This window comes from Flavobacterium erciyesense (genome assembly GCF_018069925.1).
GTDB classification, from domain to species: domain Bacteria; phylum Bacteroidota; class Bacteroidia; order Flavobacteriales; family Flavobacteriaceae; genus Flavobacterium; species Flavobacterium erciyesense.
Genome location: NZ_JAGPXB010000010.1, coordinates 1 through 26,426 on the forward strand (window position 1 = coordinate 1; position 26,426 = coordinate 26,426).

General features: G+C 37.4%; 21 protein-coding genes. 7 read left to right on the forward strand and 14 right to left on the reverse strand.

Annotated elements, in window-relative coordinates:
• Positions 1–376 precede the first annotated feature (376 nt).
• From KBJ98_RS10745 to KBJ98_RS10760, 4 genes are all read right to left on the reverse strand, one after another.
• Positions 377–2,605 carry a TonB-dependent receptor family protein gene (locus KBJ98_RS10745; protein ID WP_210790581.1) on the reverse strand — a complete coding sequence of 743 codons (2,229 nt, stop codon included), beginning with the start codon at positions 2,603–2,605 and terminating at the stop codon, positions 377–379.
• Positions 2,606–2,722: 117 nt separating this feature from the next.
• A complete protein-coding gene (feoB, locus tag KBJ98_RS10750; protein WP_210790583.1) occupies positions 2,723–4,825 on the reverse strand; it encodes a ferrous iron transport protein B in 2,103 nt (700 codons plus the stop codon).
• Positions 4,819–5,061: a FeoA family protein gene (locus KBJ98_RS10755; RefSeq protein WP_166132545.1), complete on the reverse strand. Its 243-nt coding sequence runs from the start codon at positions 5,059–5,061 to the stop codon at positions 4,819–4,821. Before KBJ98_RS10755 ends, feoB begins: the two co-directional genes overlap by 7 nt.
• A 141-nt stretch (positions 5,062–5,202) precedes the next feature.
• On the reverse strand, positions 5,203–5,880 hold the full coding sequence (locus KBJ98_RS10760) for an SCO family protein (protein ID WP_210790585.1): 678 nt from the start codon (positions 5,878–5,880) through the stop codon (positions 5,203–5,205).
• Positions 5,881–6,108: 228 nt separating this feature from the next.
• Between KBJ98_RS10760 and KBJ98_RS10765 the strand changes: the two genes are divergently transcribed.
• The gene (locus KBJ98_RS10765; RefSeq protein WP_210790587.1) at positions 6,109–8,172 is read left to right on the forward strand and encodes a M13 family metallopeptidase; all 2,064 of its coding nucleotides are present in this window, start codon (positions 6,109–6,111) and stop codon (positions 8,170–8,172) included.
• A 741-nt stretch (positions 8,173–8,913) separates the two neighbouring features.
• Complete coding sequence (locus tag KBJ98_RS10770) at positions 8,914–9,834, forward strand: M23 family metallopeptidase (protein ID WP_210790589.1); 921 nt, start codon at positions 8,914–8,916, stop codon at positions 9,832–9,834.
• A 75-nt stretch (positions 9,835–9,909) separates the two neighbouring features.
• On the opposite strand, the gene KBJ98_RS10775 is transcribed toward KBJ98_RS10770, so the two are convergent.
• Genes KBJ98_RS10775 through KBJ98_RS10800 form a run of 6 tightly spaced genes read right to left on the reverse strand, consistent with a single transcriptional unit; the run spans position 9,910 to position 16,345 of the window.
• Positions 9,910–10,275 (reverse strand): hypothetical protein, encoded by a 366-nt coding sequence (locus KBJ98_RS10775; protein ID WP_210790591.1) that lies wholly within the window; start codon positions 10,273–10,275, stop codon positions 9,910–9,912.
• Positions 10,276–10,302: 27 nt separating this feature from the next.
• Positions 10,303–11,232: a DMT family transporter gene (locus KBJ98_RS10780; RefSeq protein WP_317192494.1), complete on the reverse strand. Its 930-nt coding sequence runs from the start codon at positions 11,230–11,232 to the stop codon at positions 10,303–10,305.
• Position 11,233: 1 nt separating this feature from the next.
• Positions 11,234–12,037: an SDR family oxidoreductase gene (locus tag KBJ98_RS10785; protein WP_210790592.1), complete on the reverse strand. Its 804-nt coding sequence runs from the start codon at positions 12,035–12,037 to the stop codon at positions 11,234–11,236.
• Positions 12,024–14,438: a M28 family peptidase gene (locus KBJ98_RS10790; protein ID WP_210790594.1), complete on the reverse strand. Its 2,415-nt coding sequence runs from the start codon at positions 14,436–14,438 to the stop codon at positions 12,024–12,026. The genes KBJ98_RS10785 and KBJ98_RS10790 overlap by 14 nt, the downstream gene beginning before the upstream one ends.
• A gap of 30 nt (positions 14,439–14,468) precedes the next feature.
• The gene (locus KBJ98_RS10795; RefSeq protein WP_210790595.1) at positions 14,469–14,819 is read right to left on the reverse strand and encodes a hypothetical protein; all 351 of its coding nucleotides are present in this window, start codon (positions 14,817–14,819) and stop codon (positions 14,469–14,471) included.
• Positions 14,816–16,345, reverse strand: coding sequence for a bifunctional GNAT family N-acetyltransferase/carbon-nitrogen hydrolase family protein (locus KBJ98_RS10800; RefSeq protein ID WP_166132527.1), 1,530 nt, complete (start codon positions 16,343–16,345; stop codon positions 14,816–14,818). The genes KBJ98_RS10795 and KBJ98_RS10800 overlap by 4 nt, the downstream gene beginning before the upstream one ends.
• A 186-nt stretch (positions 16,346–16,531) precedes the next feature.
• Between KBJ98_RS10800 and KBJ98_RS10805 the strand changes: the two genes are divergently transcribed.
• The gene (locus tag KBJ98_RS10805) at positions 16,532–16,855 is read left to right on the forward strand and encodes a single-stranded DNA-binding protein (RefSeq protein ID WP_210790597.1); all 324 of its coding nucleotides are present in this window, start codon (positions 16,532–16,534) and stop codon (positions 16,853–16,855) included.
• 58 nt (positions 16,856–16,913) lie between these two features.
• Here KBJ98_RS10805 and KBJ98_RS10810 read toward each other — a convergent pair whose 3' ends face one another.
• The 4 genes from KBJ98_RS10810 to metG form a co-directional block, all read right to left on the reverse strand.
• Positions 16,914–17,813, reverse strand: coding sequence for a histone deacetylase family protein (locus KBJ98_RS10810; protein ID WP_210790599.1), 900 nt, complete (start codon positions 17,811–17,813; stop codon positions 16,914–16,916).
• A gap of 25 nt (positions 17,814–17,838) precedes the next feature.
• On the reverse strand, positions 17,839–18,468 hold the full coding sequence (locus KBJ98_RS10815; RefSeq protein ID WP_210790601.1) for a chloramphenicol acetyltransferase: 630 nt from the start codon (positions 18,466–18,468) through the stop codon (positions 17,839–17,841).
• Positions 18,469–18,485: 17 nt separating this feature from the next.
• Complete coding sequence (locus KBJ98_RS10820; protein WP_210790603.1) at positions 18,486–19,175, reverse strand: HAD family hydrolase; 690 nt, start codon at positions 19,173–19,175, stop codon at positions 18,486–18,488.
• Between the two features lie 68 nt (positions 19,176–19,243).
• Positions 19,244–21,304: a methionine--tRNA ligase gene (gene metG / locus KBJ98_RS10825; RefSeq protein WP_210790605.1), complete on the reverse strand. Its 2,061-nt coding sequence runs from the start codon at positions 21,302–21,304 to the stop codon at positions 19,244–19,246.
• A gap of 423 nt (positions 21,305–21,727) precedes the next feature.
• Here metG and KBJ98_RS10830 point away from each other — a divergent pair, with 423 nt between their 5' ends.
• The 4 genes from KBJ98_RS10830 to KBJ98_RS10845 all read left to right on the forward strand — a co-directional run bounded on the left by KBJ98_RS10830 (position 21,728) and on the right by KBJ98_RS10845 (position 26,347).
• A complete protein-coding gene (locus tag KBJ98_RS10830) occupies positions 21,728–21,898 on the forward strand; it encodes a hypothetical protein (protein WP_210790608.1) in 171 nt (56 codons plus the stop codon).
• Between the two features lie 328 nt (positions 21,899–22,226).
• Positions 22,227–22,766: a DMP19 family protein gene (locus tag KBJ98_RS10835; protein ID WP_210790611.1), complete on the forward strand. Its 540-nt coding sequence runs from the start codon at positions 22,227–22,229 to the stop codon at positions 22,764–22,766.
• Between the two features lie 452 nt (positions 22,767–23,218).
• Positions 23,219–24,490: a serine--tRNA ligase gene (serS, locus tag KBJ98_RS10840; protein WP_210790614.1), complete on the forward strand. Its 1,272-nt coding sequence runs from the start codon at positions 23,219–23,221 to the stop codon at positions 24,488–24,490.
• 78 nt (positions 24,491–24,568) lie between these two features.
• Positions 24,569–26,347 carry a tetratricopeptide repeat protein gene (locus KBJ98_RS10845; RefSeq protein ID WP_210790618.1) on the forward strand — a complete coding sequence of 593 codons (1,779 nt, stop codon included), beginning with the start codon at positions 24,569–24,571 and terminating at the stop codon, positions 26,345–26,347.
• Positions 26,348–26,426 lie beyond the last annotated feature (79 nt).

Here is a 26,426-nt window from a genome sequence, read left to right on the forward strand (position 1 = left end):
ACGAAAAAAATAAGGAAGCTAATAAAAAATGGTTCGCTAAATATTTACCTGTTGAAAAACAAAAAATAGAAAGCTTACGAGTTACGCCATATCCCGTTGAAGGTTCGTCAATAAAACCTTTGGATTATGCCATACAAATTAGCTATATTAAATAGTTTAATTGCAGCCACAGTCAGAATTTCCACAATTTTTATCATTTGATTTCTTTTTGAAAAAGAATTTTTTGATTAAAAAAGCAACTGCAACGATTAAGGTAGTAAAGGCTAGTATTTCTTGAATGTCCATATTGTAAAGATAAGGAAAAGCAACCCGTTGAGGTTGCTTTCTTGTTTGTAATCACTTTCTAATTAAAGAGTGTGTTTATTGTTGTTTGTTGTTAAAAACGAGCTCCTAAAGATACAAAGAATGTTCTTCCTTCACCTGGTAAAATACCTGGTCCAGGATATCCACCTGCTCTACGGGTAGCGTAATCTTTGTTCAATAAGTTGTTAATTCCAGAACGAACATTGTAGCGTTTTAAGAACTTGTATTCAGCTGATAAATCCAATACTTCATAACCGTTTAGTAATCCTGTTACACCGTTTGCTGAAGGCGCTACTGTGTTGTTAGCATCTGTAAATACTTTACCTGAAGTTTTGTATTGTAAAGTAGAAGAAAAGTGGTCAGTACTATAGCTTAAACCTACATTGTGAATGTAACGTGGCGCGTTTTCAACACGATTACCTTTCAAGTTAGTGGTTGTAATCACTGATCCTGATGCAGTAAATATTTCAAAATCAGTATAACGGGAATCGATAAAACTAGTCGTTACAAATAAATCAACGTTTCCGAATTCTTTTTCAACCCCAAAATATTTAGTGATGTTTACGTTTACAAAGCCTTCAATTCCTTTGTTTACGGTTTCTCCTAAGTTGGTTCTGAATAAGAACGTACCTTGAGTTGGGTTATCATTATTTATAAATTGTCTTACGCCGCCAATACGGTTGTTGTAGCTCAAGTAGAACACACTAAAATCGAAGTTCAAAAATCCTTTCACAACACCGCGGTATCCCAAATCAGCATTGTATCCTGAGGCATCTTTTAAGTTTGGGTCAATCACATCAGTTACAGCAGGAGGAGTAATATCTGAGAATAAAACAGGTCTAAAAGCTTGTGTGATGTTTCCGTAGAAATTTGTTGCTCCCAATTTATACTCCATTCCTAATCCAAACAAAGGTTTGTTTCTAACCATTTGTTTGCTTTCAAACGGAACATCATTTCCAGAATTGATTCCAAAACGACCTTCTCCATCAGCGGTGATGTGCTCAAAACGAACTCCAGGAACAACACTCCATTTATCGGTCACCTTAAATTGATTTTCGGCAAAAAAAGCAATGTTTTGGGTTTTGAATTGCAAGTCTCTTGGATATTTTGCTGAAGTACTTAAGTCGAAATCAGATCCTGCGGTACCTGCTCCTTCTTGTTGTCTTTGTGTTTGTGCCTGGTAAGCACGAACTCCAAATGCCAAAGTGTTTTTATTTTGCCCTAGGGTGTACGTATAAGTGTTTCTGTTTTCGATTCCGAAATTCTTATAAAAATCGCGGTCAACTCTTCTATTGCCGTTAGTGTCAGAAATGTTTGGTGTTGCTGTATTTCCAACACTATTTCTTTCTCCAATTAATCCAAAAAGTTTAGTATTCGATTTAATAGAAGGAGACAATTGCGTGTCTAGTGTCAAAGCAAACAAATTCCAAGGAGTTCCAAACCAGTTTCTCTCTCTAAAAGATTGTCTTGAGTTTTCAGCAAATTGCGCATCTGTCAAACCACCTGCTTGTTGCATTTGGTAATCCATATTAGTGTATTCTGCTGCTAATTTTGTTTTTTCTGTAAAAGCATATTCTAAAAATACGTGTGAGTTACGTACTTTATATTGGCTGTTTTCTCTCCATCCATCTGCACTACGAGAGTGGTTGTAGGCGTAATAAGAAAACTTATTTATTTTACCACCAATCGCGTTGTAACTGCTCATTAAGTTATAGCTTCCGGCTGTGTTTTGCGTTTCAAAGCTGAATTTTTTGTTTTGCTCGCGTTTTAAAACGTAGTTCACCATTCCGCCAAACTGAGGGCCAAATTGCAACGAAGCACCACCACGAACTAGTTCAATGTTTTCTACTGCTTCTAAAGGTGGGTTGTAATACGCTTCTGGGTAACCAAAAACATCTGATGAGATATCGTAACCATTTTGTCTAGTGTTTAATTCCCAGCTGCGGTTAGGACTTAAACCACGAACTCCGATGTTAATTTGAATTCCAGATCCTTCATTTTCCCAAACCGTAACACCTGGAACACGTGAAAACACTTCGCGCGCATTGTTGGTAGTCAGGTTAGAGGTAAAGGCAGATAATTTTAAAACTTCGTTCTTTTTTCCTGAAAAAAGTACCGTTCCTTTTACTTCTGGTTGTCTTTCTGGGCTTTGTTTAAAAGGGGTAACGGTTACTTCTTGCAAATCAACTATCAAAGAGTTAGCTCTTACAATACTGTCTTTTTGGGCTTGCGTTAGTTCTTTTTCTTGAGCAAAAGCAAATACCGAGGTAAGTATTGCAGCTGTTACTAAACTGTTTCTCATTTTTATTTAGATTAATTCTATGCAGCAAAGATAAAACGAGAAACTTATTTAGACAAATTAAAAATAATGATTTTTTAATTTTTAACTGTTGTTGAGGTAGAATATGGTCTTTGGCTCTTATTGTAGGATTTGAAAAGCAATCAAGGCAACGGCATAAGCAAAGGCCGACATGAATAAAAGCTGACCAGCAGGCCATTTCCAAGAGTTGGTTTCCTTTTTTGTTACAGCCAAAGTACTAGCACATTGCATGGCAAAAGCATAAAACAAAAGCAACGAAATTCCAGAGGCAAAATTAAATACTTTTTCGCCTGTAGCAGGATTGATTTCGGCTGCCATTTTGTTTTTGATAGTGACTTCGTTTTCGCTACCGCCTACGCTGTAAATGGTTGCCAGCGTTCCTACAAACACTTCGCGTGCAGCAAACGAACTGATGATAGCAATACCAATTTTCCAGTCGTAACCCAATGGAGAGATAACAGGTTCAATGGTTTTACCCATAATACCAATATAGGAGTTCTCTAGTTTTTGTGAGGCAACTGCATTTTCAAAATCAGCAGGCGATAATGGCTTGTTGATGGTGTTTTGAGTAACAATTTCTTCCGCTTTATTGAATTTTTCTCCAGGTCCATAAGAGGCCAAAAACCAAAGCACTATGGAAATGGCAAGTATAATTTTACCCGCGCCAAATATGAATGCTTTTGTTTTTTCGATTACGTTGATGCCTACATTTTTAAACAAAGGCAATTTGTAATTCGGCATTTCAACCACAAAATACGTTTTACTTTGAATTTTCAGGATTTTATTCAAGATATAAGCCGAGAAAATGGCCATCCCAAATCCCAACAAATACAGCAACATCAAGGTCATCCCTTGCATGTTTAAAAATCCGAACAAGCGTTCGTCAGGAATGACAAGTGCAATAATAATCGCGTAAACAGGTAGTCTAGCTGAACAAGTGGTGAACGGTGTTACCAAAATAGTAATTAATCGTTCTTTCCAGTTTTCGATATTACGCGTAGCCATAATTGCAGGAATAGCGCAGGCAGTTCCTGAAATAAGCGGTACCACACTTTTACCTGAAAGTCCAAATTTGCGCATGATTTTATCCATCAAAAACACTACACGACTCATGTAGCCGCTTTCTTCAAGGATGGAAATAAACATAAACAAGAAGGCAATTTGAGGTATAAAAATTAAAATTCCTCCAATACCAGGAATAATTCCTTGCGAAATTAAGTCAGTTAAAACACCGGCTGGCAACTGCTCTGCGGCTAGCGAACTCAAAGATGCAAAAGAGGCGTCAATGAAATCCATCGGAATTTTTGACCATTCAAAAATCGATTGAAAGATTACGAACAAAATCAAAAAGAAAATCGCATAACCCCAAACTTTGTGCGTAAGTACGCGATCAAGCTGGCTGCGGTAATCTTTGGCTACGCTGCTATCTACTTTTAAACCTACCTTCAAAACATCGTTTATAAATTGGTAACGTTTGATGGTTTCCTTTTGCTGCAAGCGCTTTAAATCAGAGTGTGATTTGGTAAATGAGCTGCGAATTTCATTTCTATCCAAGTTCAAAAAGTTCACATCTTGCGTAATTACCAACCATAATTTGTACAATAGTTGGTTTGGGAATGCTTTGCGTAAACTATTGAAATAATCCGGATCAATAACTGAAGCATTCAAGCAAGGTTCGCTCGAAATGGTTTTGAAACTTACAATTAACTGCTTCAATTCTTCAATTCCGTAGCCTTTGCGTGAACTGATCAAGGCGATTTTGGTGTTTAAATGTTCCTCTAGATAAGGAATGTCAAGTGAAATTCCTTTGAACTTCATTCTATCAGCCATGTTGATGACAAGAATCGTCGGAATTTCAAGATCTTTTATCTGAGTAAAAAGTAATAAGTTTCGTTTTAAATTCTCCACATCGGTAACTACAAGCGCCACGTCAGGGTATAACTTATCGTTTTTATTGAGGAGTAATTCAATAACCACATTTTCATCAATAGAACTGGCGTTCAAGCTATACGTTCCTGGTAAATCCAGAATGTTGGCTTTGATGTTGTTGGATAATTTGCAGAAACCAATCTTTTTTTCAACGGTAATTCCGGGATAATTACCCACTTGTTGATTCAATCCAGTAAGCTGATTAAAAACCGAAGTTTTACCCACATTTGGGTTGCCAATTAAGGCTACATTGATGTTTTGTTTGCTTACCATAGGTTGGTTTTTAATAGGTCAACTGCAATCTCTTTGGCGGTTTCGACTCTAATTGCTACATGCGAACCATTGATGTTTAAAAACAAAGGATCACCAAATGGGGCAACCTGTAACAGCTCGACCATATTGCCAGGCAAGCACCCCATTTCCAGTAATTTTAACGGAACGGTATCAATATCAAAGTCTTTGATTATGGCTTTTTCGCCTTTTTTGAGAGAATGTATCGTTGTTTGCAAACCTTATTTAGATTGAATTAAGATTGCAAAAATACACATTTTAAAGGAAAGACAAATGTTAATTATTTCAATAATTAGTTGGCAGATTTAGAGGTATGTTGGTGTTTTATCTGCGGCCTAGTAAATCGTTGAAAATTGGGCTTAGTTTGCGGACTCTTGTTCACATAAAAAGTTAATGTCTTCAATCAATTTTTTGATGTCTTCTTTGTTGGTGCCGTCATAAAAACCGCGAACTCTTCTTTTAGTATCTACCAGAACAAAGTTTTCGGTGTGAACCATATCATACAATTCACTTGGTTTGCCCAGTTTTACAGCCAAGTACGATTTTCTAGCCATGGCATAAATTTCTTTTTTGTCGCCGGTAACTAAATTCCATTTGGCATCGATTACATTGTGTTTTTTGGCGTAAGCCTTAAGCACAGGAACGCTATCCGTTTCAGGAAATACGGTATGTGAGAGTAATTTAACTTTAGGATTATTGGCGAAAGCTTTTTGAACTTCTTCTAGATTCACCGACATTTTTGGACAAATAGAACCACAAGTAGTAAAAAAGAAATCGGCTACATAAATTTTACCTTCGTAATCTTTTTGAGTAATCGTGACGCCGTTTTGGTTCACAAACGAAAAATCAGCAATGGTGTGGTACTTACTTTTGTATTGTACCGTACTGTCTACCAATTCTGGATTTACATCGGCTGGATTAAAAATTGGTAACGATTTTTTTGGCTTCAATGCGTTGTAAAATAACGTAAGTATAACGGCCGAAAGCACGAAGAACACTCCTAAAAAAAGACGGTATTTTTTAAATAGCTGTAACATAATCCAATTTTGCCACAAAAGTACAAAATTGAAGCCTGTTTTTTGGTCTTATTAACACAATCTTAGTGCTAGTGGAATGCGCTTAAAAAACAAAATTGTTATCCGATTCGATTAAACCTTTTTGATTTTTTAATGTCCAATCACAATGTTTTGTGATTGTTTATAGAATCGTAAGCAATCACAAAATTTATTAATAGCTTTGTTTACTTAACTAAAAAACTAATTAAAATGAAAAAAACCAACAATAAGCAATTGCTTTTTGTGATTCCTGCAATGATGGCTTTTGCAGTGGGTCAAGCCCAAAGTAATCCTGCGGTTAAGGAGCCAGGGATTAATGTAAATTACATGGACAAAAAAGTGAAGCCAAGTAACGATTTCTTTCGTTATGTAAACGGAACTTGGTTAGACAACACTGCCATTCCAGCGGATAGAACGCGTTGGGGAAGTTTTGATGAGTTGCGTCAAAGAACAGATGCTGATGCACTAGCTATTTTAAAAGAAGCAGCAACCAACCCAAAGTACAAATCAAATACCGATCAAGGTAAAGCGATTAATTTGTACAAGTCTATTTTGGACACAGTTGGTCGTAACAAAATGGGAATTGCGCCATTGAAACCTTTCCTTAAAAAAATTGATGCGGTTAAAAATGCTAAAGATCTTGAAGCATTACTAATCGAAATGGAGCCAATCGGTGGTATTGGATTCGTGGGTGCGGGCGTTGGTACTGATGCTAAAAACAGTAGCCGAAATGTAATCAATGTAGGTCCAGGTGGAGTAGGTTTGCCAGACAGAGATTATTACGTTTCTGAAGATGCCGATTCTAAAGAAAAACGTGCGAAATACGTGCTTCACGTTGCTAAAATGTTGCAATTTCTTGGCGATAAGCCAGCCGTAGCTCAGGCAAATGCAGAGAAAATTTTAGCGCTTGAAATCGCTATGTCTAAACCAAGATTAGACAGAGTAGAGCGCAGAGACCGTCGTAAGTCATACAACCCAATGACTTTGGCCGAGTTGAGTAAATTAACACCATCAATCAACTGGAATAATTATTTTACTAAAATTGGTTTGGCAAAAGTGGATACCGTAATTGTATCCCAACCTAAATACATGGTGGCACTTGAAACGATGTTGAAAGAAAACAAAGTTGACCAGTGGAAAGCCTACATGCGTTGGAGTTTATTAAACAGAGCTTCAAGCCAATTGTCTACCGATATTGAAAACGCCAACTTTGAGTTTTACGGGAAAACCTTGACGGGTGCGGTAAGCCAAAGACCACGTGACGAAAGAGCGTTGCAAACCATCAATGGTGCTGTTGGTGAGGCTTTAGGAAAATTATACGTTGAGAAAAAATTCCCAGCTGAGGCTAAAGCCAAAGCAGAAAAAATGATCAAAAACATTTTCCGTGCTTTCGAAAACAGAATTAATAATTTGTCTTGGATGTCGGCTGAAACTAAAGTTAGCGCCTTGGCTAAATTGAACAAATCCAGAATCAAAATTGGATATCCTGACAAGTGGAAAGATTATTCTGCTTTGACTATCAAGAGTCCAGAAGAAGGCGGAAGTTACTTTGAAAATGCGTTGAGCATGGCCAAATGGCGTTTTCAAGAAAACATCGCTGAGTTGAACAAACCAGTTGATAAAGAGCGTTGGGGTATGTCACCACAAACGGTAAATGCCTATTACAACCCATCAAATAATGAGATTGTTTTCCCAGCAGCTATCTTACAACCACCGTTTTACAACTACCAAGCTGATGAAGCTGTGAATTATGGCGGAATTGGTGGCGTTATTGGTCACGAAATTTCACATGGTTTTGACGATTCAGGATCGCGTTACAACGCTGACGGAAACTTAGTTGACTGGTGGACTGCTGACGATTTAAAACAATTCACAGCTTTAACAGGAGCTTTAGCTGCACAGTATAGCGCATTGGAGCCATTACCAGGAACTTTTGTAGATGGTAAATTTACTTTGGGTGAAAACATTGGTGATTTAGGTGGTGTAAATGCAGCTTATGACGGTTTACAATTGTACTTGAAAGAAAACGGAAATCCAGGCTTGATTGATGGTTACACACCGGAGCAGCGTTTCTTCATTTCTTGGTCAACTATCTGGCGTTCAAAAATGCGTGATGAGGCTTTGAAAAACCAAGTAAAAACTGATCCGCACTCTCCAGGAATGTACCGTGCGTATGTACCTTTGCAAAACATCGATACTTTTTATCAAGCTTTTGATATCAAAGAAAATGACGGGATGTACATTGCACCTGAAAAACGTGTGAGAATCTGGTAAGACCGTATCTTATAAATGCAAAACCCATTCGTTAAGTCGAATGGGTTTTTTTATGGCCTCAATTCAAATTTTAAAGAGAGGAAAGCTGTTGTTTTTTAGGAGCAGCACTTTTTTGCTCCGTATACTACTCGTCCCGCTGTACGCTGTATTTTGCTGTGCAATCCCGAAGTTTCGGGACTTCCCCAGCAAGGATGCCGCTTCCATCGGGGCTACGAGAGTTCGTTTTATTTTCATTACAAAATCAGCAAATAGTACGTTGACATTTCGAGCGCAGTCGAGAACCTACATTTTATCTCGATTGTATTTGTTTTAAAAAAATCATCTCGATTGCACTCGATGTGACAAAATGTAAACTAGAAATATGCTGTCAGTTCGAGCGCAGTCGAGAACCTAAATTGTCTATTGATTGCATTTGTTTTAAAAAAAGCATCTCGACTGCGCTCGATGTAACAAAAAATAATAATTTACTCATTTGAGCTTCTAGGTCCGATTTAAAAAGATAGAAAATGAAAGCACGAGCAGGCTGCGAATACTTTGAAAATGTTTTGACAATTTTTCTACATTAGTTGGTTACTTTCCAAAGGCTTCGATTTTTTTTAAAGTATTTGGCTAGTCATTGCTAATAAGTGGCAATTGAAATAAATAACAGAAAAATTATACTCATGAATCCATTTTTATAGGAATTATACATAACTTTGGTTAGAAAGATAAAACCTAATAAAGTTAAAAAATTATTCATCTATGTTTTCTAAAAAAATCCTGCCTTTGTTTTTATTGTTTTGGATTTCCTTTACTGTTGCACAAACACAAGAAAGACCAATTACTGTTAATGCAGTAAAAAATCAAAACAATTCAGTTGACATTTCTTATGAAAAATCAAAACCGGGTACTTATACTGTTCAGTTAAAATTTAAAAATTTAGATAATACGTCGATTAATGATTTTGTAAAAATTATAAAAGACAAATCGGGCATATTATGTACTTTACGACCAAAGGATCCAAATCAAGGGATTGGATACACATATTCGGTCACTTATGCTCCGGGGAACTTCAAAGCTAAAGTTGACAGTACTTACCGCTATCTCCTGCCATTTAAAAATGGTAAAAACTACCTGGTTTATGAGAGCAAGAATGTCAATGAAGTGTATTTTAACAAAAAAAGAGAAATTGTATTCAAGTCGTATGCTATTCGAGCCAAAAATCCGGATAGCATTTATGCCATGCGAAAAGGAATTGTTATTGAGGTTGCCAATAAACAATCTAATAAAATTCAAGAAGATGATTTAGTTTTTACTACTCAAAGAAATTGCATACGAGTGGAACACGAAGATGGTACCTATGCAACCTACAATGGTTTTAAATCTGGTTCTATCAGTGTTAAAGAGGGCGATACTGTTTATCCATCAAGTTTTTTAGGAGTCATTGATGAATTTAAAAAAGAAAACTTTCTTTTTAATTTTGATATTTATTACCCTGTTAAAGAAATAAACAACAATGATTTCAAATCAATGCTGTCGCACCATTATTTAACTCCTTATTTTCATACCACCGTTGGTGATGTACAATTAGTTGATGGTAAAGAATATACGGCAGTTGTAAAAGACGAATTCATTTCAACCGAGATGTCCAAAAAAGAAATCAAAGCTTTTTTAAAGAGATAAATACAACTCGACAGCGCGAAATTACTACGTCAGTTCGGCTAAAGCCTCGGGTGCATTCCGGGTGTACAATCAAACTCAAAACAAATCTAACAAAACAACATACAGTTCGTTTGCTAAATCTCGACTGCGCTGGATGTGACGGCTGTTCTTATTCTTGATTAATTGCAAATACCTAACAGGTTTCAAACACCTAACAGGTTTCAAAAACCTGTTAGGTGTCTCCGTTTTAGAACCAATTAATTTCCTTCCTTTGGTTTTGTATCGTCTGATGGCAAGATGCTCGGGTTTGGTTACCAACTGAATACTAACACGATTTTTATAGCCCTGATGGCAGCGAAAATCCTGCTGTGCTAGTCCCGAAACTTCGGGATGGCACAGGAGATTGTAGCGTACAGCAGGACAAAACGACTTGGTAAGATAGATGCCTGCTCCTAAAATCAAGAATTAGTGTTTTGAATTATTGGTATTTTATTCTTTTGCGCGTGCTTTTCGCAAGGAGTAATTTATTAAATACAAGCCGAATAAAGTAACACTGCCGCCTATAGCGATAGCTGCATTTAGGGTTTCGCCAAAAATTAAAGCGCCCAACAACACAGCGATAATTGGGTTAATGTACGAGTAAACACTACTGATGGCTGCCGGTAAGTTTTGTAACGCATAAATAAAGGCGATAAAAGTAAGTACGGAACCAAAAACAACCAAGTATGCAATAGACCACCAAGATATTGCCGGTATTTCGGCTAGGTTTACAGCGGTTCCGGTGGCTCCGTTGTAGGCAAAAAGTAGAATGCTTGACAAAAACATTTGAATTCCCAAGCTAAAATAAGGGTTAAAACTTGCGGCTTTTTGTTTGGTGTACAAAGTGCCAAAGGCCCAAGTGATGGTTGAAATAACCGAAATTATGATTCCAAAGCGGAAATCAGGAATTAAAAAATCAGCTAAATGATCGTAAAAAATAACACATACGCCACTAAAACTGATCAACAAACCCAGAATAGAGAACTTAGATAAACGTTCTCCTTGAAAAAAGGAAATAATGACAATCCACAACGGGACACACGCACCAATAATAGCGCCCAAACCACTGCTGATGTATTTGACACCCCAAGTGCTTAGTGCGTTGCTCAACACGAAGTTTAAAATACTGAGTATGGCAATAGTTTTCCATTGTTTTCCTTTTGGCCAAGGCGTTTTTTTGAACAAGAAAAAGGAAATGTAAATGATTCCGCCCAAAAATTGCCTGATAGCTACTAATTGTAAAGCAGGCATGTGTTTTACGCCTTCTTTGGAAGCAATCCAGGTGGTTCCCCAAAAAAAACTTATCCAGCACAAAGCCAGAATTGGCAAGCCAATTTTACTTAATTTTGACGAAACGGCATTCTTAATTTTGGTTTTCACTTCACAAATTTGGTTGTGCAAAAGTATACTTTAATATGTTTTGTAGCTCCTCGGTTCCTATTATTTTTTGGTCGGAGCCGCCTTCGTTTACAAATTGTGGTGGAGCCAAATCAAATTCTAATGCTTTTTGCGTGTAATAGTCTTTTCGGCTAGGATGCGCAGGTGCGGCGGCATTCCATGTTTGACCCCACAAGTCGTTTTTTAGGATGGTTTTAATGATTCCGATACAATCTTCTAAATGAATTAAATTAACCGGCGCATCTGGATTGGGCACTTGTTGGCGACCGGATAAAAAATGAATCGGATGTCGGTTGCCACCAATCAATCCGCCAAAACGAAGTACGGTGGTTTTGAAACGCGTGTTGCTTTGCAAAAGTTGTTCGGTTTCCCAAAGTTGTTTGCCACTTTCGGTATCAGGATCAGGAATAGTATCTGGAGTAACGAGGCCTTGAAGGTCGTTAAATACTGATGTTGAGCTAATGAAAAGGATATTTTCTATTGTTGATTGCTCGATAAAAGGAATCAATTGGTTGATTTTGGCAACAAAGTTCTCGCTTTCTGTGCTGCGTAATTTCGGTGGGATATCAATGAGTAAAGTAGTTGACCCGTCGAGAAAATTGGAGATAGGTCCCGTTATTCCGCTCTCAGAAAGTTGTATCGAGTAGGGTTTGATCTGCGCTTCGGCTAAAATGACTTCTTTTTCGGTAGTTGTGGTAGAGCCTTTTACAGCGTGACCGTCTGCAATCAGGGCTTTCGCCAAAGGCAGTCCGAGCCATCCACAACCTAATATGCTAATTTGTTTCATTGATGTTTTTTTCAATAATTTCAGTAATTAGTGTTGCTTGCGGTTTAGGCATGATTATATTTGGGCGTTTGGGAGGCATCACAATTGGCGATGCAGCTACAGGAGTAACTTTAATTTTTTGTTTAATCACCACTGCATCTGTCAATACAAACGGAGTAGGCATCATCCAATTTTCTCTTTTCGGAATTTCAAATAGCGGATTGCTCATCAAATCAAAGGAACTTTCAAGCAACTCCATGTCGAAAGGGATATTGGCATTAAAATTAAATTTCAGCACCAAAGGCGCATTGTTTACCACATAATAGCGTAACAAATTAGATCCTTTTCTGCGGTATTCACCTGTTGAATTATTACTTTCAGTGGTACGATTGGCTTTGAAATTATAGATTTTCATCTTTTCATTAGCAAAAATATCGTAGCGGTTCACTTTTCTATTTGGTGTAATCTGTAGTGCTACGTATCTTTTCGAGCCAACTATTCGGTCTTCTAAAAATACGATCGATGGTTCTTTCAACGCTACTTTGGGTGCTGGAGCAGTATAACTAAAACCAGAATTGTATTTGCTTGTGAGTGAATTAATCGTGTTGGTACTAGCAGCTGTGGGTTGGTTGCCAAGAATGCTTTTTGTCCAACTGTCTAAATTGGTGTCGTATGTGGTCCAATTGGTTTGTTTGGTGTCAGCATCATAAATGTAAACCAAACTGTTTGATTTGGCTTTGCCTAATTCGTAGCTAGAGTTGAAATCTGCTTTCGCAAAAAAGCCTATTGCAACGGCATAAAACAAAATTGCCCACCAACCTTTTTTGGTATACGAACCAAAAACAGGTAGTAGCAAAACAAAAGTTAGAACGGTGAGGATGGCACTACCAAAAAGTAATTTTAAACCAAGGCCAACTGGAAACATTTGTATGAACGGAACCAAAAGCAAAAGCGCAGGAATACTTAGTAAAACGTTTAAAGTTATTCTTGATTTTTGTGTGACCACAAAAGCTGTTAATGCAAGTAAAGCAAAGTATACGGGAATGATTAAAAATCCGGCTCCGGGAAGGAAAAAAACAACAGCAAAATTAATGATGAGCCATAAAAAAAGTGGCGCAACCAAATGATTCATGGTTATTTTTCGCTCGGAGAAAAAATGGTAAAAAGTAAAACTTATGGCAAGAGTAAGTGCCATAAAAGCGGCTATGTAATCATGACCGTTGTAGGTAAAGCCATTGAGGAGATCATTGTACTGCGGATATAATAACAGTAGGCTTTTCCACCCTAAAAAAGTTAGTAAACCAGCCGTAAGTAAGCTTCCGAATAACGGAATACAACCTTTTGCAATTTCTCGAAACGAAAACAATCTTTTTGCTTTTCCTATAAAAAGTAAAAAAGCAAGCCATATTGCTGCAAATACAACCAAAGGTATATTCCAGCTAAAAGGGTAGTGGATGAAAGTGTACGGAATGCTAAAATAAACTTGGTCGTTTGTACTTTTGGTGGCTTCAAGATTTGCGTTTGAAAAATAATTGAGTAACGGCATCAAATACGTTCCTTGGTGCGCTAGTGTATTTTGGTTCAAATGCGCCACATCGTCTTGAGCGGTGTGGTAGTTAAAATGATCGTCAATAAAAGCAAAGTTGAAGCCTTGAATTTTGCCTTGCTCTCTAAATACTGTGAGATCGGTATCGTTTGGCAACATTTTGTAAATGCTGTACATTAACGAGTTGGATACTGGAGATTTAGTTTTTGCTTCCGCAAAAGCCTTGACCATGCCTTCATTGCCTGCGGTAGTTTCCATCAACATATAGCTTGGTCCTGAGGAGCCGCGCGCTTCAAAATTTAAAACAAGGCCTACTTCCTTAGCCCATTGATGTTGGGTTACAAAAAGAGCTGCGCCATTTAAGCCGAGTTCTTCGGCATCGGTAAACAAGATAATAATGTCGTTTTTATGTGGTGTTTTGGCATATAGAAACGCGCGTACACTTTCTAAAATGGTAGCTACGCCTGAACCTGCATCACTCGCACCGGGAGAGTAGGAGTGTGGCGCACTATCGTAATGGGATAACAAAACCAATGCTTTATCAGAGTTGCTGCCTTTGATTCGTGCTAAAATGTTTTTGGATTGAACTAAGAGTCCATTATCGTTCAAGGTGTAGCCTTGTTGCGTGCTTGTGGTGAGTCCGAGGTTGCGTAATTCTTGTACAAGAAAATTGGCTACGTTATCGTGATTGTTCGAGCCAACATAATGTGGTTTTTGAGCAATAGCTTTGATGTGTTGTAGAGCTCTTTTGGTAGAGAATTCGGCAAATGGTTCTTCTTCTTCAGCGGTCCACCGGGGCATTAGGCTAAAAAATAGAAAGCCGATAATGCCTGTAATAAATAAGGCACTAAAAAAGGATGCGTAATTTTTTTTCATGGTTGGTTATAGCATTTGGGGTAGTGGTATTTATAGGTCTTTTTTAACTAGCATGTAATAATCATTGTCTAAAACCATGTATCCCTGATCGTACAAAAAGTAGTAGGTGTTTCCGGTTTTGGTATTAAGAATCGAGGTAAAAAAATCGAAATCAAATCCTTTGCTAAGAAGTTTGGCTCGAGTGGTTTTTGATTTACCATCGGTATTGAGTTCAGATAGAATGCGGTAATTTTTGCGCAACTTGTTGTTGATGTTGCGCATGTAATTGGTACTGTCCTTGTTGATTTTGTTATTATAGGCATTTCTGCAGCCGTCGCTACAAAACTTTTTGTCTTCGCGACCCACAATTTTTTCGCCACATTCTAAACAGGTTTTTGTCATGGATTTATTTTTTTGATGTCGTATAAATCAGTTCTTCTGTCTTTCAGGATGCGTACGCTTCCGTGTTCGTGTAATTCTTTTAGTAGGTCTAAATCGACGTCCACAATCAAGGTCATTTCAGTATTTGGAGTAGCCTCTGCTTTGATTCCGTTACTCGGAAAGGCAAAGTCAGATGGTGTAAACACAGCTGATTGCGCGTACTGAATGTCCATGTTGTTTACTTTTGGTAAATTACCCACGCAACCAGCAATGGCCACATAACACTCGTTTTCAATAGCACGTGCTTGCGCACAATGTTTTACGCGCGTGTAGGCGTTTTGAGTGTCAGTTAGAAAAGGTACAAACAAAATATTCATTCCCTCATCGGCAAGTAATCGCGACAATTCTGGAAACTCGACATCATAACAAATTACAATTCCTATTTTTCCGCAATCAGTATCAAAAGTTTTAATTTGTGATCCGCCCGTCATGCCCCAATGTTGCACTTCGTTTGGTGTTACGTGAATTTTGGCATACATCTCTGAGGTTCCGTCTCGTTTGCAAAGGAAACCTACGTTGTAAAGTGTGCCATTTTCAAGGTAAGGCATGCTTCCCGTAATAATGTTGATATTGTACGAAATAGCCAATTCTTTGAATCGCTTGTGAATGGGCTCGGTGTGTTTGGCCAATTCGCGAATTGCTTCCGCCTCTGATAAGTGGTTGTAATCAGCCATCAACGGCGCTGTAAACAGTTCTGGAAAAAGTGCAAAATCACTCCCGTAACCAGAAACTACGTCTACAAAAAACTCGCATTGTTCAAATAAAGCTTCTAAGTTATTTAATTGACGCATCTGCCATTGTACCAGTCCAAGTCGAATAACCGTTTTTTCTAAGTTGATCAGTTTTGGACTTTTGTCAAAATAAATGTTGTTCCACTCCAGTAAAACAGCAAATTCTTTCGAGTCGGTATCGCCCTCTAAATAATTTTTCATGACTTTCAGCACGTGAAAATCGTTGCTCAATTGAAATGAAAGTACGGAGTCATGCAATTCTTTTCGTTTTACTTTTTCGATATAATCTTTAGGCGATAAGGTTTGGGCATGTTGCCCGTAATTAGGGATGCGTCCGGCAAAAACAATAGCTTTTAGGTTCAGCTGTTCGCACAATTCCTTACGCGCATCGTATAGGCGACGACCCAAACGTAAGCCTCTATAATTGGGGTGAATAAAAACATCAATACCATACAAAACTTCTCCTTTTGGATTGTGCGTGGAAAAAGTATACTTGCCAGTGATGTCAGAGTAATTATGATTTTTATCGACTAAGTTTTCATCAACAATCAACGAAAGTGCAGAGCCAACGACCTTGCCATCTACCAAAATAACCAACTGTCCTTCGGGAAAAAGATTCAATAATTTTTCGATGTGATGCTCTCTCCAGTAGGATCCGGTCATTTCTGGATACGATTCGACCATTGAATTTTTGAGTTCTTTATAGTCCTCAAATTTCAAATTTCGGAGTTCTACTTTGTTGATTGCTGCTTGCATAATAAATTGATTTTCAACAAATATAATTAAAAAATTTGCCATTTACAAACGCTTACAAATAGTTACAACCGCTAGTAAGTAGTTAGCAACCGAATAATTTTTGATAGTCGTCACATCTTTGCACTGTCGATTTGAAACAAGATCGAGATACAAACAAATAAACACTAATATTTAAATTTACACGCCATGAAAAACAGAGTACAATTAATCGGAAGAGTAGGTCAAGATCCAGAAGTTAAAACTTTAGAAGGAGGAAAAAAACTAGCCAACGTTAGTATCGCCACGAATGATGTTTATTACAAAGAAAACGGGGATAAGGTAGAGCAAACAGAGTGGCACCGCGTAACAGCTTGGGGCAAAACTGCTGATTTAATAGAGAAATACGTAACCAAAGGAAAAGAAATTGGTATCGAAGGGAAGCTGGTACACAGAAGCTACGAAGATAAAAACGGCGAAAAACGATACATCACTGAAATTGTAGCTAATGAATTGCTTTTGCTAAGTAAATAGTTCTAGCAAGAAGTTAAAAAGAACGGGATATCTCATGGAGATGCCCCGTTTTTTGTTTTTAAAAAATAGATTTCGCTACTCGGTACGTATTAGCGTGCGCCTCAATAATGGTTTTAATTTCTGGCGAGTATCCGCCGCCCATTGATACTTGAACAGGAATTTGATGTTTGGCACAGAGTTCTAAAACAATTTCGTCTCGCGTTTTGCAACCCTCGAGCGTGCAACCTAATTTTCCTAATTTGTCTGTGGCCAAAATATCAACGCCTGCCAGATAAAAAATAAAATCGGGTTTATGTTCCTTTATTAATTGCGGTATTACTTCAGCAATTGTTTTCAGGAAAACAGCATCGCTAGTATGATCCTCAAAAGCGATATCCAGATCTGAGGTTTCTTTTTTAAATGGATAATTGGTTTTGCCATGCGTAGAAAAAGTAAAAACCTGCGTATTATTCTGGAAGATAGCTGCAGTTCCGTTGCCTTGATGCACATCTAAATCAATGATTAGGATTTTTTTTGCAAGCTTTTTATTCAGTAAATAGTGTGCGGCAATAGCTTGGTCGTTGAGTAAACAAAAAGCTTCGCCGTGCCCGGGAAAAGCGTGATGTGTTCCGCCAGCAATATTAAATGCAATTTTGTGCTCAAATGCTTTAACAGCGCCTATGACCGTCCCTTGTGCAATAATGAGTTCACGTTTGACTAATTCTTTTGAAAGTGGAAAACCAATTTTGCGAGCAGCTCGAGGGTCAATTTGTAGCGCTATTAAATTTTGAACATATTCTTGTTCATGTGCCGCAAGAACAAGTTCGATGTCGCAAGCAGTTGGTTCAAAAAAATCAGCAGCTACAGCGGTGCCTTCATGCAATAATTGTTGCGGTAGTAATTCGTATTTCAGCATCGGAAAACGGTGTCCGTCGGGCAAAGGATGCTGGTATATTGGGTGAAAAGCTATAGGAAGCATTGTGATTTTGTTTAAAGTTCAATGCTTACTTATTCATTAAATCCTGAAAATAATCTACAAATTGGCCAAGGTGCAAACCGTCAATCAAACCGTGATGTACGTGTATGCTCATAGGCATGGTTCGTTTACCATCAGGGTGGACAGTCATTTTTCCGAATGAAATTTTAGGACAACTATCAGGAAATTGAAAGCTACGGGCATGAGATAAAGAGGTGAAATCCAACCATGGAATGGCTGAAAAATGAATCACATTATTATCAGAAAAAGTACGTGTAAACAAACCAGTAGTGTGCTGAATGCGTTCCACTTCAGCTAACGCATCTCGATTAAAAACTGTATAGTCTTCATTATACGGCATTAATGAAAATCCAAAAGTACCATCTTCACGTCCTACGGTTGCTGAGGCATCAATGCGGTCCCAAATGTAAATTTTATTATCAGCAATTCGGTATCTAAAACAATCAAAATGATTGACCGCTGCTAATGTTTTGTGTAAATAATAAGTAAAAAAAGACGTCTTTTTTTCTTTTGCCACGGCATAAGCTTTACTGCAGTCTATCGTAACTGTTGCCCCGTAAAAGGGTTCGTCAAACTCTTTAAAAAATAAAAAATGTTCTTTTCTGTTCCAGTTTTCTATATCTAAAAGCTGTTTCATTGGTATTTATGCGTCTCTCAATTTGTAATTAGGGCAACAACTTCTGTAATATTTGTAAAACTGTGAAAGTTCTCGTGCTTCATTTCATGATCAATCTTTTCATGAGCCCAAGTGGTGTGAAACGGAATATGAACCGCATAACCACCCAATTCTAAAACAGGCAATACGTCTGATTTCAAGGAGTTACCAACCATCAAAAATTCATTTGGTTGCACATCCAAACGTTTCAATAAATCGTCATAATCTTGTTCTTTTTTATCCGACATGACTTCAATGTGATGAAAATACTTTCCTAAACCAGAATTATGCAACTTGCGTCTTTGGTCTAAAAGATCGCCTTTGGTTGCTACTACAAGTTTGTATTTACCGTGTAAGGCTTGTAAAGTTTCTTCAACGCCTTCTAAAAGTTCGATAGGTTTTTCTAAAAGCTCTTTTCCGTATTGTATTATCTTTTCAATAACCTCGATCGGAATGGTGTTGTTCGAAATTGTCATAGCCGCTTCAATCATGGATAAAATGTACCCTTTGATTCCGTAACCGTATAATTTTAAATTAGCGATTTCTACCTTAAACAATTCTTGTGACAGTCCTTGATGCGACAAATAATCACTCATTAGGGCACAAAATTTCTCTTCGGTTTCTAAAAAATAGGTTTCGTTGATAAACAAAGTGTCATCAGCATCGAAAGCAATTACTTTTAGGTTCATATTTCTTTATTTTACCGCTGATTCACAGATTGATAAAAGATATATCTGCGAATCTGCGGTTAATTTTTTTAATTGATTGTCTCCCCATTCGCAACACCATCCGTGTCCGGATTTACAAAAACCAATTTTCCTTCGGTGTTGGTAGTCATCAAAATCATACCTTGACTTTCTACGCCGCGTAAGTTTCTTGGTGCCAAGTTCACTAAAACAGTTACGCGTTTCCCAATGATATCTTCGGGTTTAAAACTTTCGGCAATACCAGAAACGATGGTGCGAACATCAATTCCTGTGTCCACTTTCAATATCAAAAGTTTATTCGCTTTTGGCATTTTTTCGGCTTCTAAAATAGTTCCGGTACGAATGTCCATTTTTGCAAAATCTTCAAATTGAATCAGCTCTTTTTGTGGCTCGGCTACTTTATTTTCAGCTTCGTTTGCCGTTTTGGTAGCTTGCAATTTTTCAATTTGCTGTTGGATGGCCTCGTCTTCAATTTTTGAAAACAGTAATTCTGCCTCTCCAATTTGGTGTCCTGAAGCTAACAACTCCGATGTTTCAGAGATGGTATTCCAAGCCAATGGTTGTTCTATTTTTAAAATATGAGATAATTTTTGTGCTGTAAATGGTAAAAATGGTTCACAAAGTGTACTCAATGCTGCGGCAATTTGCAATGCCACATACATTTGTGTTTTGGTGCGTTCTTCGTCTGTTTTAATCATTTTCCATGGCTCTTCGTCGGCTAAGTATTTATTACCAAGTCGCGCAGCATTCATCATTTCGCCAAGTGCTTCGCGGAATCTGAAACGCTCTAACGAACTAGAAATCACCGCTGGATACGCTTTCAATTCAGCCAAAGTTTGTTCGTCTACCTCAGAAAGTTCATTCGGTGCAGGAACTACTCCGTTGTAATACTTATTAGTTAAAACCACCACACGGTTAATGAAATTACCAAAAATAGCAACCAACTCATTGTTGTTTCTTGCTTGAAAATCTTTCCAAGTAAAATCGTTGTCTTTCGTTTCTGGCGCATTCGAGGTCAAAGCATATCGCAAAACATCTTGCTGATTTGGGAAATCCTCCAAATATTCGTGTAGCCAAACTGCCCAGTTTTTAGAGGTTGATAATTTATTGCCTTCTAAATTTAAAAATTCATTAGCAGGAACGTTATCTGGTAAAATATAACTTCCTTCCGCTTTTAACATCGCCGGGAATATCACACAATGAAAAACAATATTGTCTTTTCCTATAAAGTGAACCAATTTGGTGTCTTGATCTTTCCAGTAAGGCTCCCAGTCTTTTCCTTCGCGAGCAGCCCATTCTTTGGTAGCTGATATGTAGCCAATAGGTGCATCAAACCAAACGTATAATTTTTTCCCTTCGGCGCCAGCCACTGGAACGTCAATTCCCCAATCAAGATCACGCGTTACGGCACGAGGCTCTAAACCGCCGTCAATCCATGATTTTACTTGGCCGTAAACATTCGGTTTCCAGTCGCTTTTATGTCCTACCAAAATCCATTCTTTCAAGAAATCTTCGTAACGATCCAAAGGTAAAAACCAATGTTTAGTCGATTTTAAAATAGGAGTTTCTCCTGTGATAGTTGATTTTGGATTAATTAAATCCGTAGCGTTCAATGTAGAACCACATTTTTCGCATTGATCACCATACGCCTCTTCGTTGCCACACTTTGGGCAAGTTCCAGTAACAAAACGGTCAGCCAAAAACTGATCGGCTTTTGCATCGTACAATTGCTCCGTTGTTTCTTCAATAAAATCGCCTTGCTCGTATAATTTTTTAAAAAATTCCGATGCCGTATCGTGATGAATTTTAGCCGAAGTCCTGGAATAATTATCAAATGAAATTCCGAAATCTGAGAATGATTTGCGAATAATACCATCATATTTATCAATTACTTGCTGCGGCGTAATACCTTCTTTTTTAGCTTTCATCGAAATAGCTACACCGTGTTCGTCGCTTCCGCAAACAAATAAAACGTCGCGATTTTGCAAACGCAAATAGCGAGAGTAAATATCCGATGGCACATAAACACCAGCCAAATGGCCAATATGAATGGGTCCGTTAGTGTAAGGCAATGCCGCGGTAATGGTATATCTTTTTGGATTCTGTATCATCTGTAACTCGTGTTTTTTTAGTTTTCGCATGTAATTCGCTTAAAAAAGTGACACAATGCCCTTTTTTCGTTGACTCTTTGCATGATTTTAAATAATTGCTCGCAAAAATAAGCAATAGAATTTTATTTGAAGCTATTTAGCTTTGCTGAATCTGCGATGTCTCACCATCCGTTGCAATCTTTCCATTTTTAAAGAAAAAATAGAAAGGATATTCACTACTATTGAAACTAGGTAATGAGGATTTCGTAAGCTATTTGTCATTTAGAGTGAAAAGAAATCTTTAATTTGGGAGTAACTCAAAGTACGATTCCTACTTTATAAGAGGAACAGAATCAGGAAAAATAGTTTCCTTTGCAAAGTTTTAAATCTTGTTCGTGTCATTTTGCATTAAAATGGTGCATCCACTATAAACATTTTCTCATTATGCCTAAAGGTCCCGAAAAAAACACCAAAAACAAAGCCTTGCACACCAAATTACTAAATCGTAAAAAGGCCAAATTACAAGAGGAAAAAAGAGAAAAAGCCTCGCGTCTGAAAGCTTTGGTTGCCAAAATCAATCAGCAAAAGAATAAGGGTACATCTGATGATATTTAACTTCTTGCAGAAATAAATCTGTGCAATCTGTGGCGAAAAAACGCTTGCTTCGTTATTCGTGTTGAAATTATGCTCAAAAATAATTTGCGCTAATTTGCGCAATCTGCGGTAAATTATAGCGGAAATAGTTCTGTGTTAATCTGTGCAATCTGTGGCAAAAAAACACTTGCTTCGTTCCTCGGAATGACATTATGCTCAAAATAATTTGCGCAATCTGCGGTCAAAAAATATTCTTGATAAATCACCATTTAAAATAAATCTATGTTAATCTGTGCAATCTGTGGCAAAAAAACGAAATTTGTATCCTAAAATATAAAACGCAACCCAAATGGAATTCGGAAAAATCATCATCTCAGAAAACGCCGCTCAAAGTGACAAGCCACAAGACATTATTAACTCTAATATTTCGGTAATTAACTTAATGCGCGAAGAAAAAATTGATGACGATTTAATTCACGAAGATGCATTGATGAGTTATTATTTAGATTTTTACGTAGCCCAACATGTTGAGGGTAACTTTGCACAATTCGTACACCGCTCCGGATGGAACAAAGAGTTAAATGAACTTATCGAAGAGGGATTAGCCTTAATTGGTGCTCCAAAACACCTAGAGCTTTTTCAGCAACAGTCTAAAAAAGTGCGTTTAATGAGCAGCGTAAAACTCAATAAATTTTTACAAGGAAAATTAGACAGTGTAAACCCAACTCGTGATGCACTAAACAACGATACTTTTTTTGAAATCGAAGAAAATTTAGTCACGCTTAATGCCGCTTTTTTGATGGAACATCCTGACTTAGAAGTACTGTCGATTGACGCTATGTTTGCTACTTTAGAAGAGTTTGTGGGTCACGAGATTAAAAGAGAATAGCGTTATTTCGCAAAGGCACACCAAGAAAAACAGTGAGCAGCGCAAAGATTTCTATAAAAAACTTAGTGAATCTTTGCGTTTGTTTTGCGAATCTTCGTGAAATACATTTTTTTTATCAATAAATAATAGCGTTATCTCGCAAAGTCACACCAAGAAAAACGCCGAGCCACGCAAAGATTTTTATCAAAAACTTCGTGAATCTTTGTGGCTCTTTTGTGAGTCTTCGTGAAATAACCTTTCCTGTCAATAATTAATAGCGTTATATCGCAAAGACACACCAAGAAAAACCTCGAGCAATACAAGTATTTTTATAAAAAACTTCGTGAATCTTTGTGGTTGTTTTGTGAATCTTCGTGAAATACATTTTCCCAAAAAACTTTGTCCCAATCTTACCAAACATTTCCTTAAATTTGCTACCATTATTATACCATTTAGCGCAAAAAAATTAAGCTATGTTACAAATCGCATTTATTAGAGAGAATCAAGAAAAGGTAATCCAAGCTTTGGCAAAAAGAAATATGGATGCCAAAAGTGTAGTAGAAGAGGTGATACAATTGGACGAAAACCGTCGTGCAACTCAGGTAGAACTGGATACCATTTTGTCCGAATCTAATAAATTAGCTAAAGATATTGGTGAACTCATGAAAGCTGGTGATAAGGCCAAAGCTTCGATCTTGAAAGAAAAAACAGTAGCCAACAAAGAAAAAAGTAAAAAATTAGCCGAAACTGCCGATGCTTTAGCAGCCGAATTACTTGAAAAACTATATACCCTACCAAACCTTCCTGCAGCGATTGTTCCAGAAGGTAAAACACCAGAAGAAAACTTAAATGTATTTGAAGAAGGTACTGTGCCCGTATTACACGAAGGCGCGCTACCTCACTGGGAATTGGTGAAAAAATATGACATCATCGATTTTGAATTGGGTGTTAAAATCACAGGTGCGGGTTTCCCAGTTTACAAAGGTAAAGGAGCTCGTTTGCAACGCGCCTTGATTAATTATTTTCTAGATAAAAATACAGCAGCAGGTTACAATGAAGTGCAGGTGCCACACATGGTAAATGAAGCTTCGGCCTACGGAACAGGACAGTTGCCAGACAAAGAAGGGCAAATGTACCACGACAAAGCAGATGATTTGTACTTGATTCCAACAGCTGAGGTTCCGGTAACCAATTTGTTTCGCGATGTAATCCTGAACGAAAATGAATTACCTGTTTTAACAACAGCTTACACACCTTGTTTCCGTCGTGAAGCAGGTTCATACGGTGCACACGTGCGCGGGTTGAACCGTTTGCATCAATTTGATAAAGTAGAAATTGTACGCGTTGAGCATCCTGATAAGTCATACGAAGCGCTTGACGGAATGGTAGAACATGTAAAGGATATTTTGAGAGACTTAAAATTACCATACCGCGTGTTGCGTCTTTGCGGAGGCGACATGGGCTTTACATCGGCATTAACGTATGATTTTGAAGTTTTCTCTACCGCACAAGACCGTTGGTTAGAAATTAGTTCAGTTTCTAATTTTGAAACCTTTCAAGCCAATCGTTTGAAATTGCGTTTCAAAGACAAAGACGGAAAAAACCAATTGGCTCATACTTTGAACGGAAGTGCATTGGCTTTGCCACGAGTACTAGCCGGGATTTTAGAAAATTACCAAACTCCAGAAGGAATTGTAATTCCAGAAGTATTGCGTCCGTATTGTGGGTTTGATATTATAGATTAAGCAATTTGCAGTTTTCAGTCATAGTAATTTTACGCTGTGGCTGAAAACAGTAACTGCAACTAATACCGAATATTGAAAATGAAGAAGCTTTTTCTATATCTTTTTTTGTCATGCTCGCTAGTGGCGTTTTCTCAAAACGACCAACTGGCTCAGTATTATTTTGACAAAGGCGATTTTGAAAAGGCAAAAATAAGTTTCGAGGAACTCCTTAAAGAAGCACCCCAAAACAGTCAATATTTTTTGCGTTCGGTAGAATGTATGCAGCAGTTACAGCAATATGATGCAGCAGAGAAGGCCATTCAACAACGATTGAGTAAATATCCACAAGGTTATTTGGTGGTAGAATTAGGGTATAATTTTCAGCTTCAAAAAAATGACGCTAAAGCAAAAGAATACTACAATCAAGCGGTAGAAAAAGTCAAAAAAAACCCGAATGAAGTATACGGTATTGCCAATGCTTTTGAGAAAAAAGTACTGCTCGATTATGCCTTGCAATGCTATCAATCGGCTACAAAATCAGATCAAAATTTCAATTTTAGCTATCAAATTGGGTTACTGTACGGGCAAATGGCAAATTTAGAGATGATGGTAACCACGCTTTTAGATGAAGCTTTTGCTAATCCACAAAATTCCATTCGAATTCAAAATCAATTTGTACGTTTTATGGCTGATGAAGGGGATGATTCTTTTAATCAGCTTTTGCGAAAAGCACTAATCTTAAGAACTCAAAAGAATCAAGATTTGTTTTGGAACCATTATTTGAGTTGGTTTTACGTGCAACAAAAGGAATTTGACAAAGCTTTCATTCAAGAAAAAGCCATTTATAAACGAAATCCGGAGTCTTTGAATGCTATTGTCAATTTAGGACAGTTGGCCATTCAAGAAGAGCGCGACGAAACAGCACAAGAAATTTTGACCTTTGTGCTCGAGAATACACAAGACAAGGATTTAGTGTTACAAGTTGAAACCTATTTGATTCAGTTAAAAATAGAAAAGGCCACTGCAGCAGACTTGCCCGCAATAAAACTGAAATTGGAAACACTTGTGCAGCAATTTGGTATTGTACCACAAACTTTAGAATTGCAACTCGCTCAGGCACATTTTACAGCATTTAATTTAAAAAATCCCGAAGAAGGGAAAACAATAGTTAAGCGAGCTTTAGAAATGCCATTGAATGAATTTGATAAGGCTAAAGCCAAAATGGAGCTGGCCGATATCTTTTTGTACGAAGAGAAATTCAATCAAGCCTTAATTTATTATTCGCAAATTGAATTGGATATAAAAAATGATGTTTTGGCACACGAAGCTAGCTTAAAAGCTGCTAAAACTAGTTATTTTAAAACTGATTTTTCATGGGCATTAAAGCAGTTCAAAGAGTTAAAAGCTGCCAATACGCAATTAATAGCAAATGATGCGCTAGAGTATTTTTTGTTAATTAATGACAATACGGTGGCTGATTCTACCCAAACCGCTTTGAAAGATTTTGCCAAAGGCGATTATTTGCTGTATCAAAATAGAGATGAGGAAGCCATAACTCATTTTTTAGAAATATTAAAAAAGCACAAAGGGGCTGAAATAGAAGCGGTAACCTTGCTACGATTGGGCAAATTGTATGAAAAGAAAGCCAATTACGAACAAGCTTTAAACCAATATCAAACCATAATTACACAGCATAAGGATGGAATTTACGTTGATGAAGCACTGTTTTTTTCGGCAGAGATTTACAACAAGCAAACGGTTCCTGAAAAGGCAAAACCACTTTATGAAAAAATACTATTTGAACACGAAGACAGTATTTATTTTGTAGAGGCGCGAAACAAATTTAGGCAGTTGCGAGGCGATACTTTGAATCCTTAAATCACAATGACCTCCTTTCAGAATGCGTAAATCAAAGCGCATTTATAACAGATTTATTAAACACTTTTAACCCTACTTA

Bases quoted from the DNA above. Each gene is read 5' to 3' on its own strand.
- KBJ98_RS10765 (WP_210790587.1), top strand. From the start codon at position 6,109: ATGAAAAAAACCAACAATAAGCAATTGCTTTTTGTGATTCCTGCAATG.
- KBJ98_RS10785 (WP_210790592.1), bottom strand. From the start codon at position 12,037: ATGAAACAAATTAGCATATTAGGTTGTGGATGGCTCGGACTGCCTTTG.
- KBJ98_RS10810 (WP_210790599.1), bottom strand. From the start codon at position 17,813: ATGCTTCCTATAGCTTTTCACCCAATATACCAGCATCCTTTGCCCGAC.
- serS (WP_210790614.1), top strand. From the start codon at position 23,219: ATGTTACAAATCGCATTTATTAGAGAGAATCAAGAAAAGGTAATCCAA.
- KBJ98_RS10830 (WP_210790608.1), top strand. From the start codon at position 21,728: ATGCCTAAAGGTCCCGAAAAAAACACCAAAAACAAAGCCTTGCACACC.
- KBJ98_RS10800 (WP_166132527.1), bottom strand. From the start codon at position 16,345: ATGCAAGCAGCAATCAACAAAGTAGAACTCCGAAATTTGAAATTTGAG.
- KBJ98_RS10790 (WP_210790594.1), bottom strand. From the start codon at position 14,438: ATGAAAAAAAATTACGCATCCTTTTTTAGTGCCTTATTTATTACAGGC.
- KBJ98_RS10745 (WP_210790581.1), bottom strand. From the start codon at position 2,605: ATGAGAAACAGTTTAGTAACAGCTGCAATACTTACCTCGGTATTTGCT.
- KBJ98_RS10760 (WP_210790585.1), bottom strand. From the start codon at position 5,880: ATGTTACAGCTATTTAAAAAATACCGTCTTTTTTTAGGAGTGTTCTTC.
- metG (WP_210790605.1), bottom strand. From the start codon at position 21,304: ATGATACAGAATCCAAAAAGATATACCATTACCGCGGCATTGCCTTAC.
- KBJ98_RS10795 (WP_210790595.1), bottom strand. From the start codon at position 14,819: ATGACAAAAACCTGTTTAGAATGTGGCGAAAAAATTGTGGGTCGCGAA.
- KBJ98_RS10835 (WP_210790611.1), top strand. From the start codon at position 22,227: ATGGAATTCGGAAAAATCATCATCTCAGAAAACGCCGCTCAAAGTGAC.
- KBJ98_RS10770 (WP_210790589.1), top strand. From the start codon at position 8,914: ATGTTTTCTAAAAAAATCCTGCCTTTGTTTTTATTGTTTTGGATTTCC.
- KBJ98_RS10845 (WP_210790618.1), top strand. From the start codon at position 24,569: ATGAAGAAGCTTTTTCTATATCTTTTTTTGTCATGCTCGCTAGTGGCG.
- KBJ98_RS10820 (WP_210790603.1), bottom strand. From the start codon at position 19,175: ATGAACCTAAAAGTAATTGCTTTCGATGCTGATGACACTTTGTTTATC.
- feoB (WP_210790583.1), bottom strand. From the start codon at position 4,825: ATGGTAAGCAAACAAAACATCAATGTAGCCTTAATTGGCAACCCAAAT.
- KBJ98_RS10815 (WP_210790601.1), bottom strand. From the start codon at position 18,468: ATGAAACAGCTTTTAGATATAGAAAACTGGAACAGAAAAGAACATTTT.
- KBJ98_RS10805 (WP_210790597.1), top strand. From the start codon at position 16,532: ATGAAAAACAGAGTACAATTAATCGGAAGAGTAGGTCAAGATCCAGAA.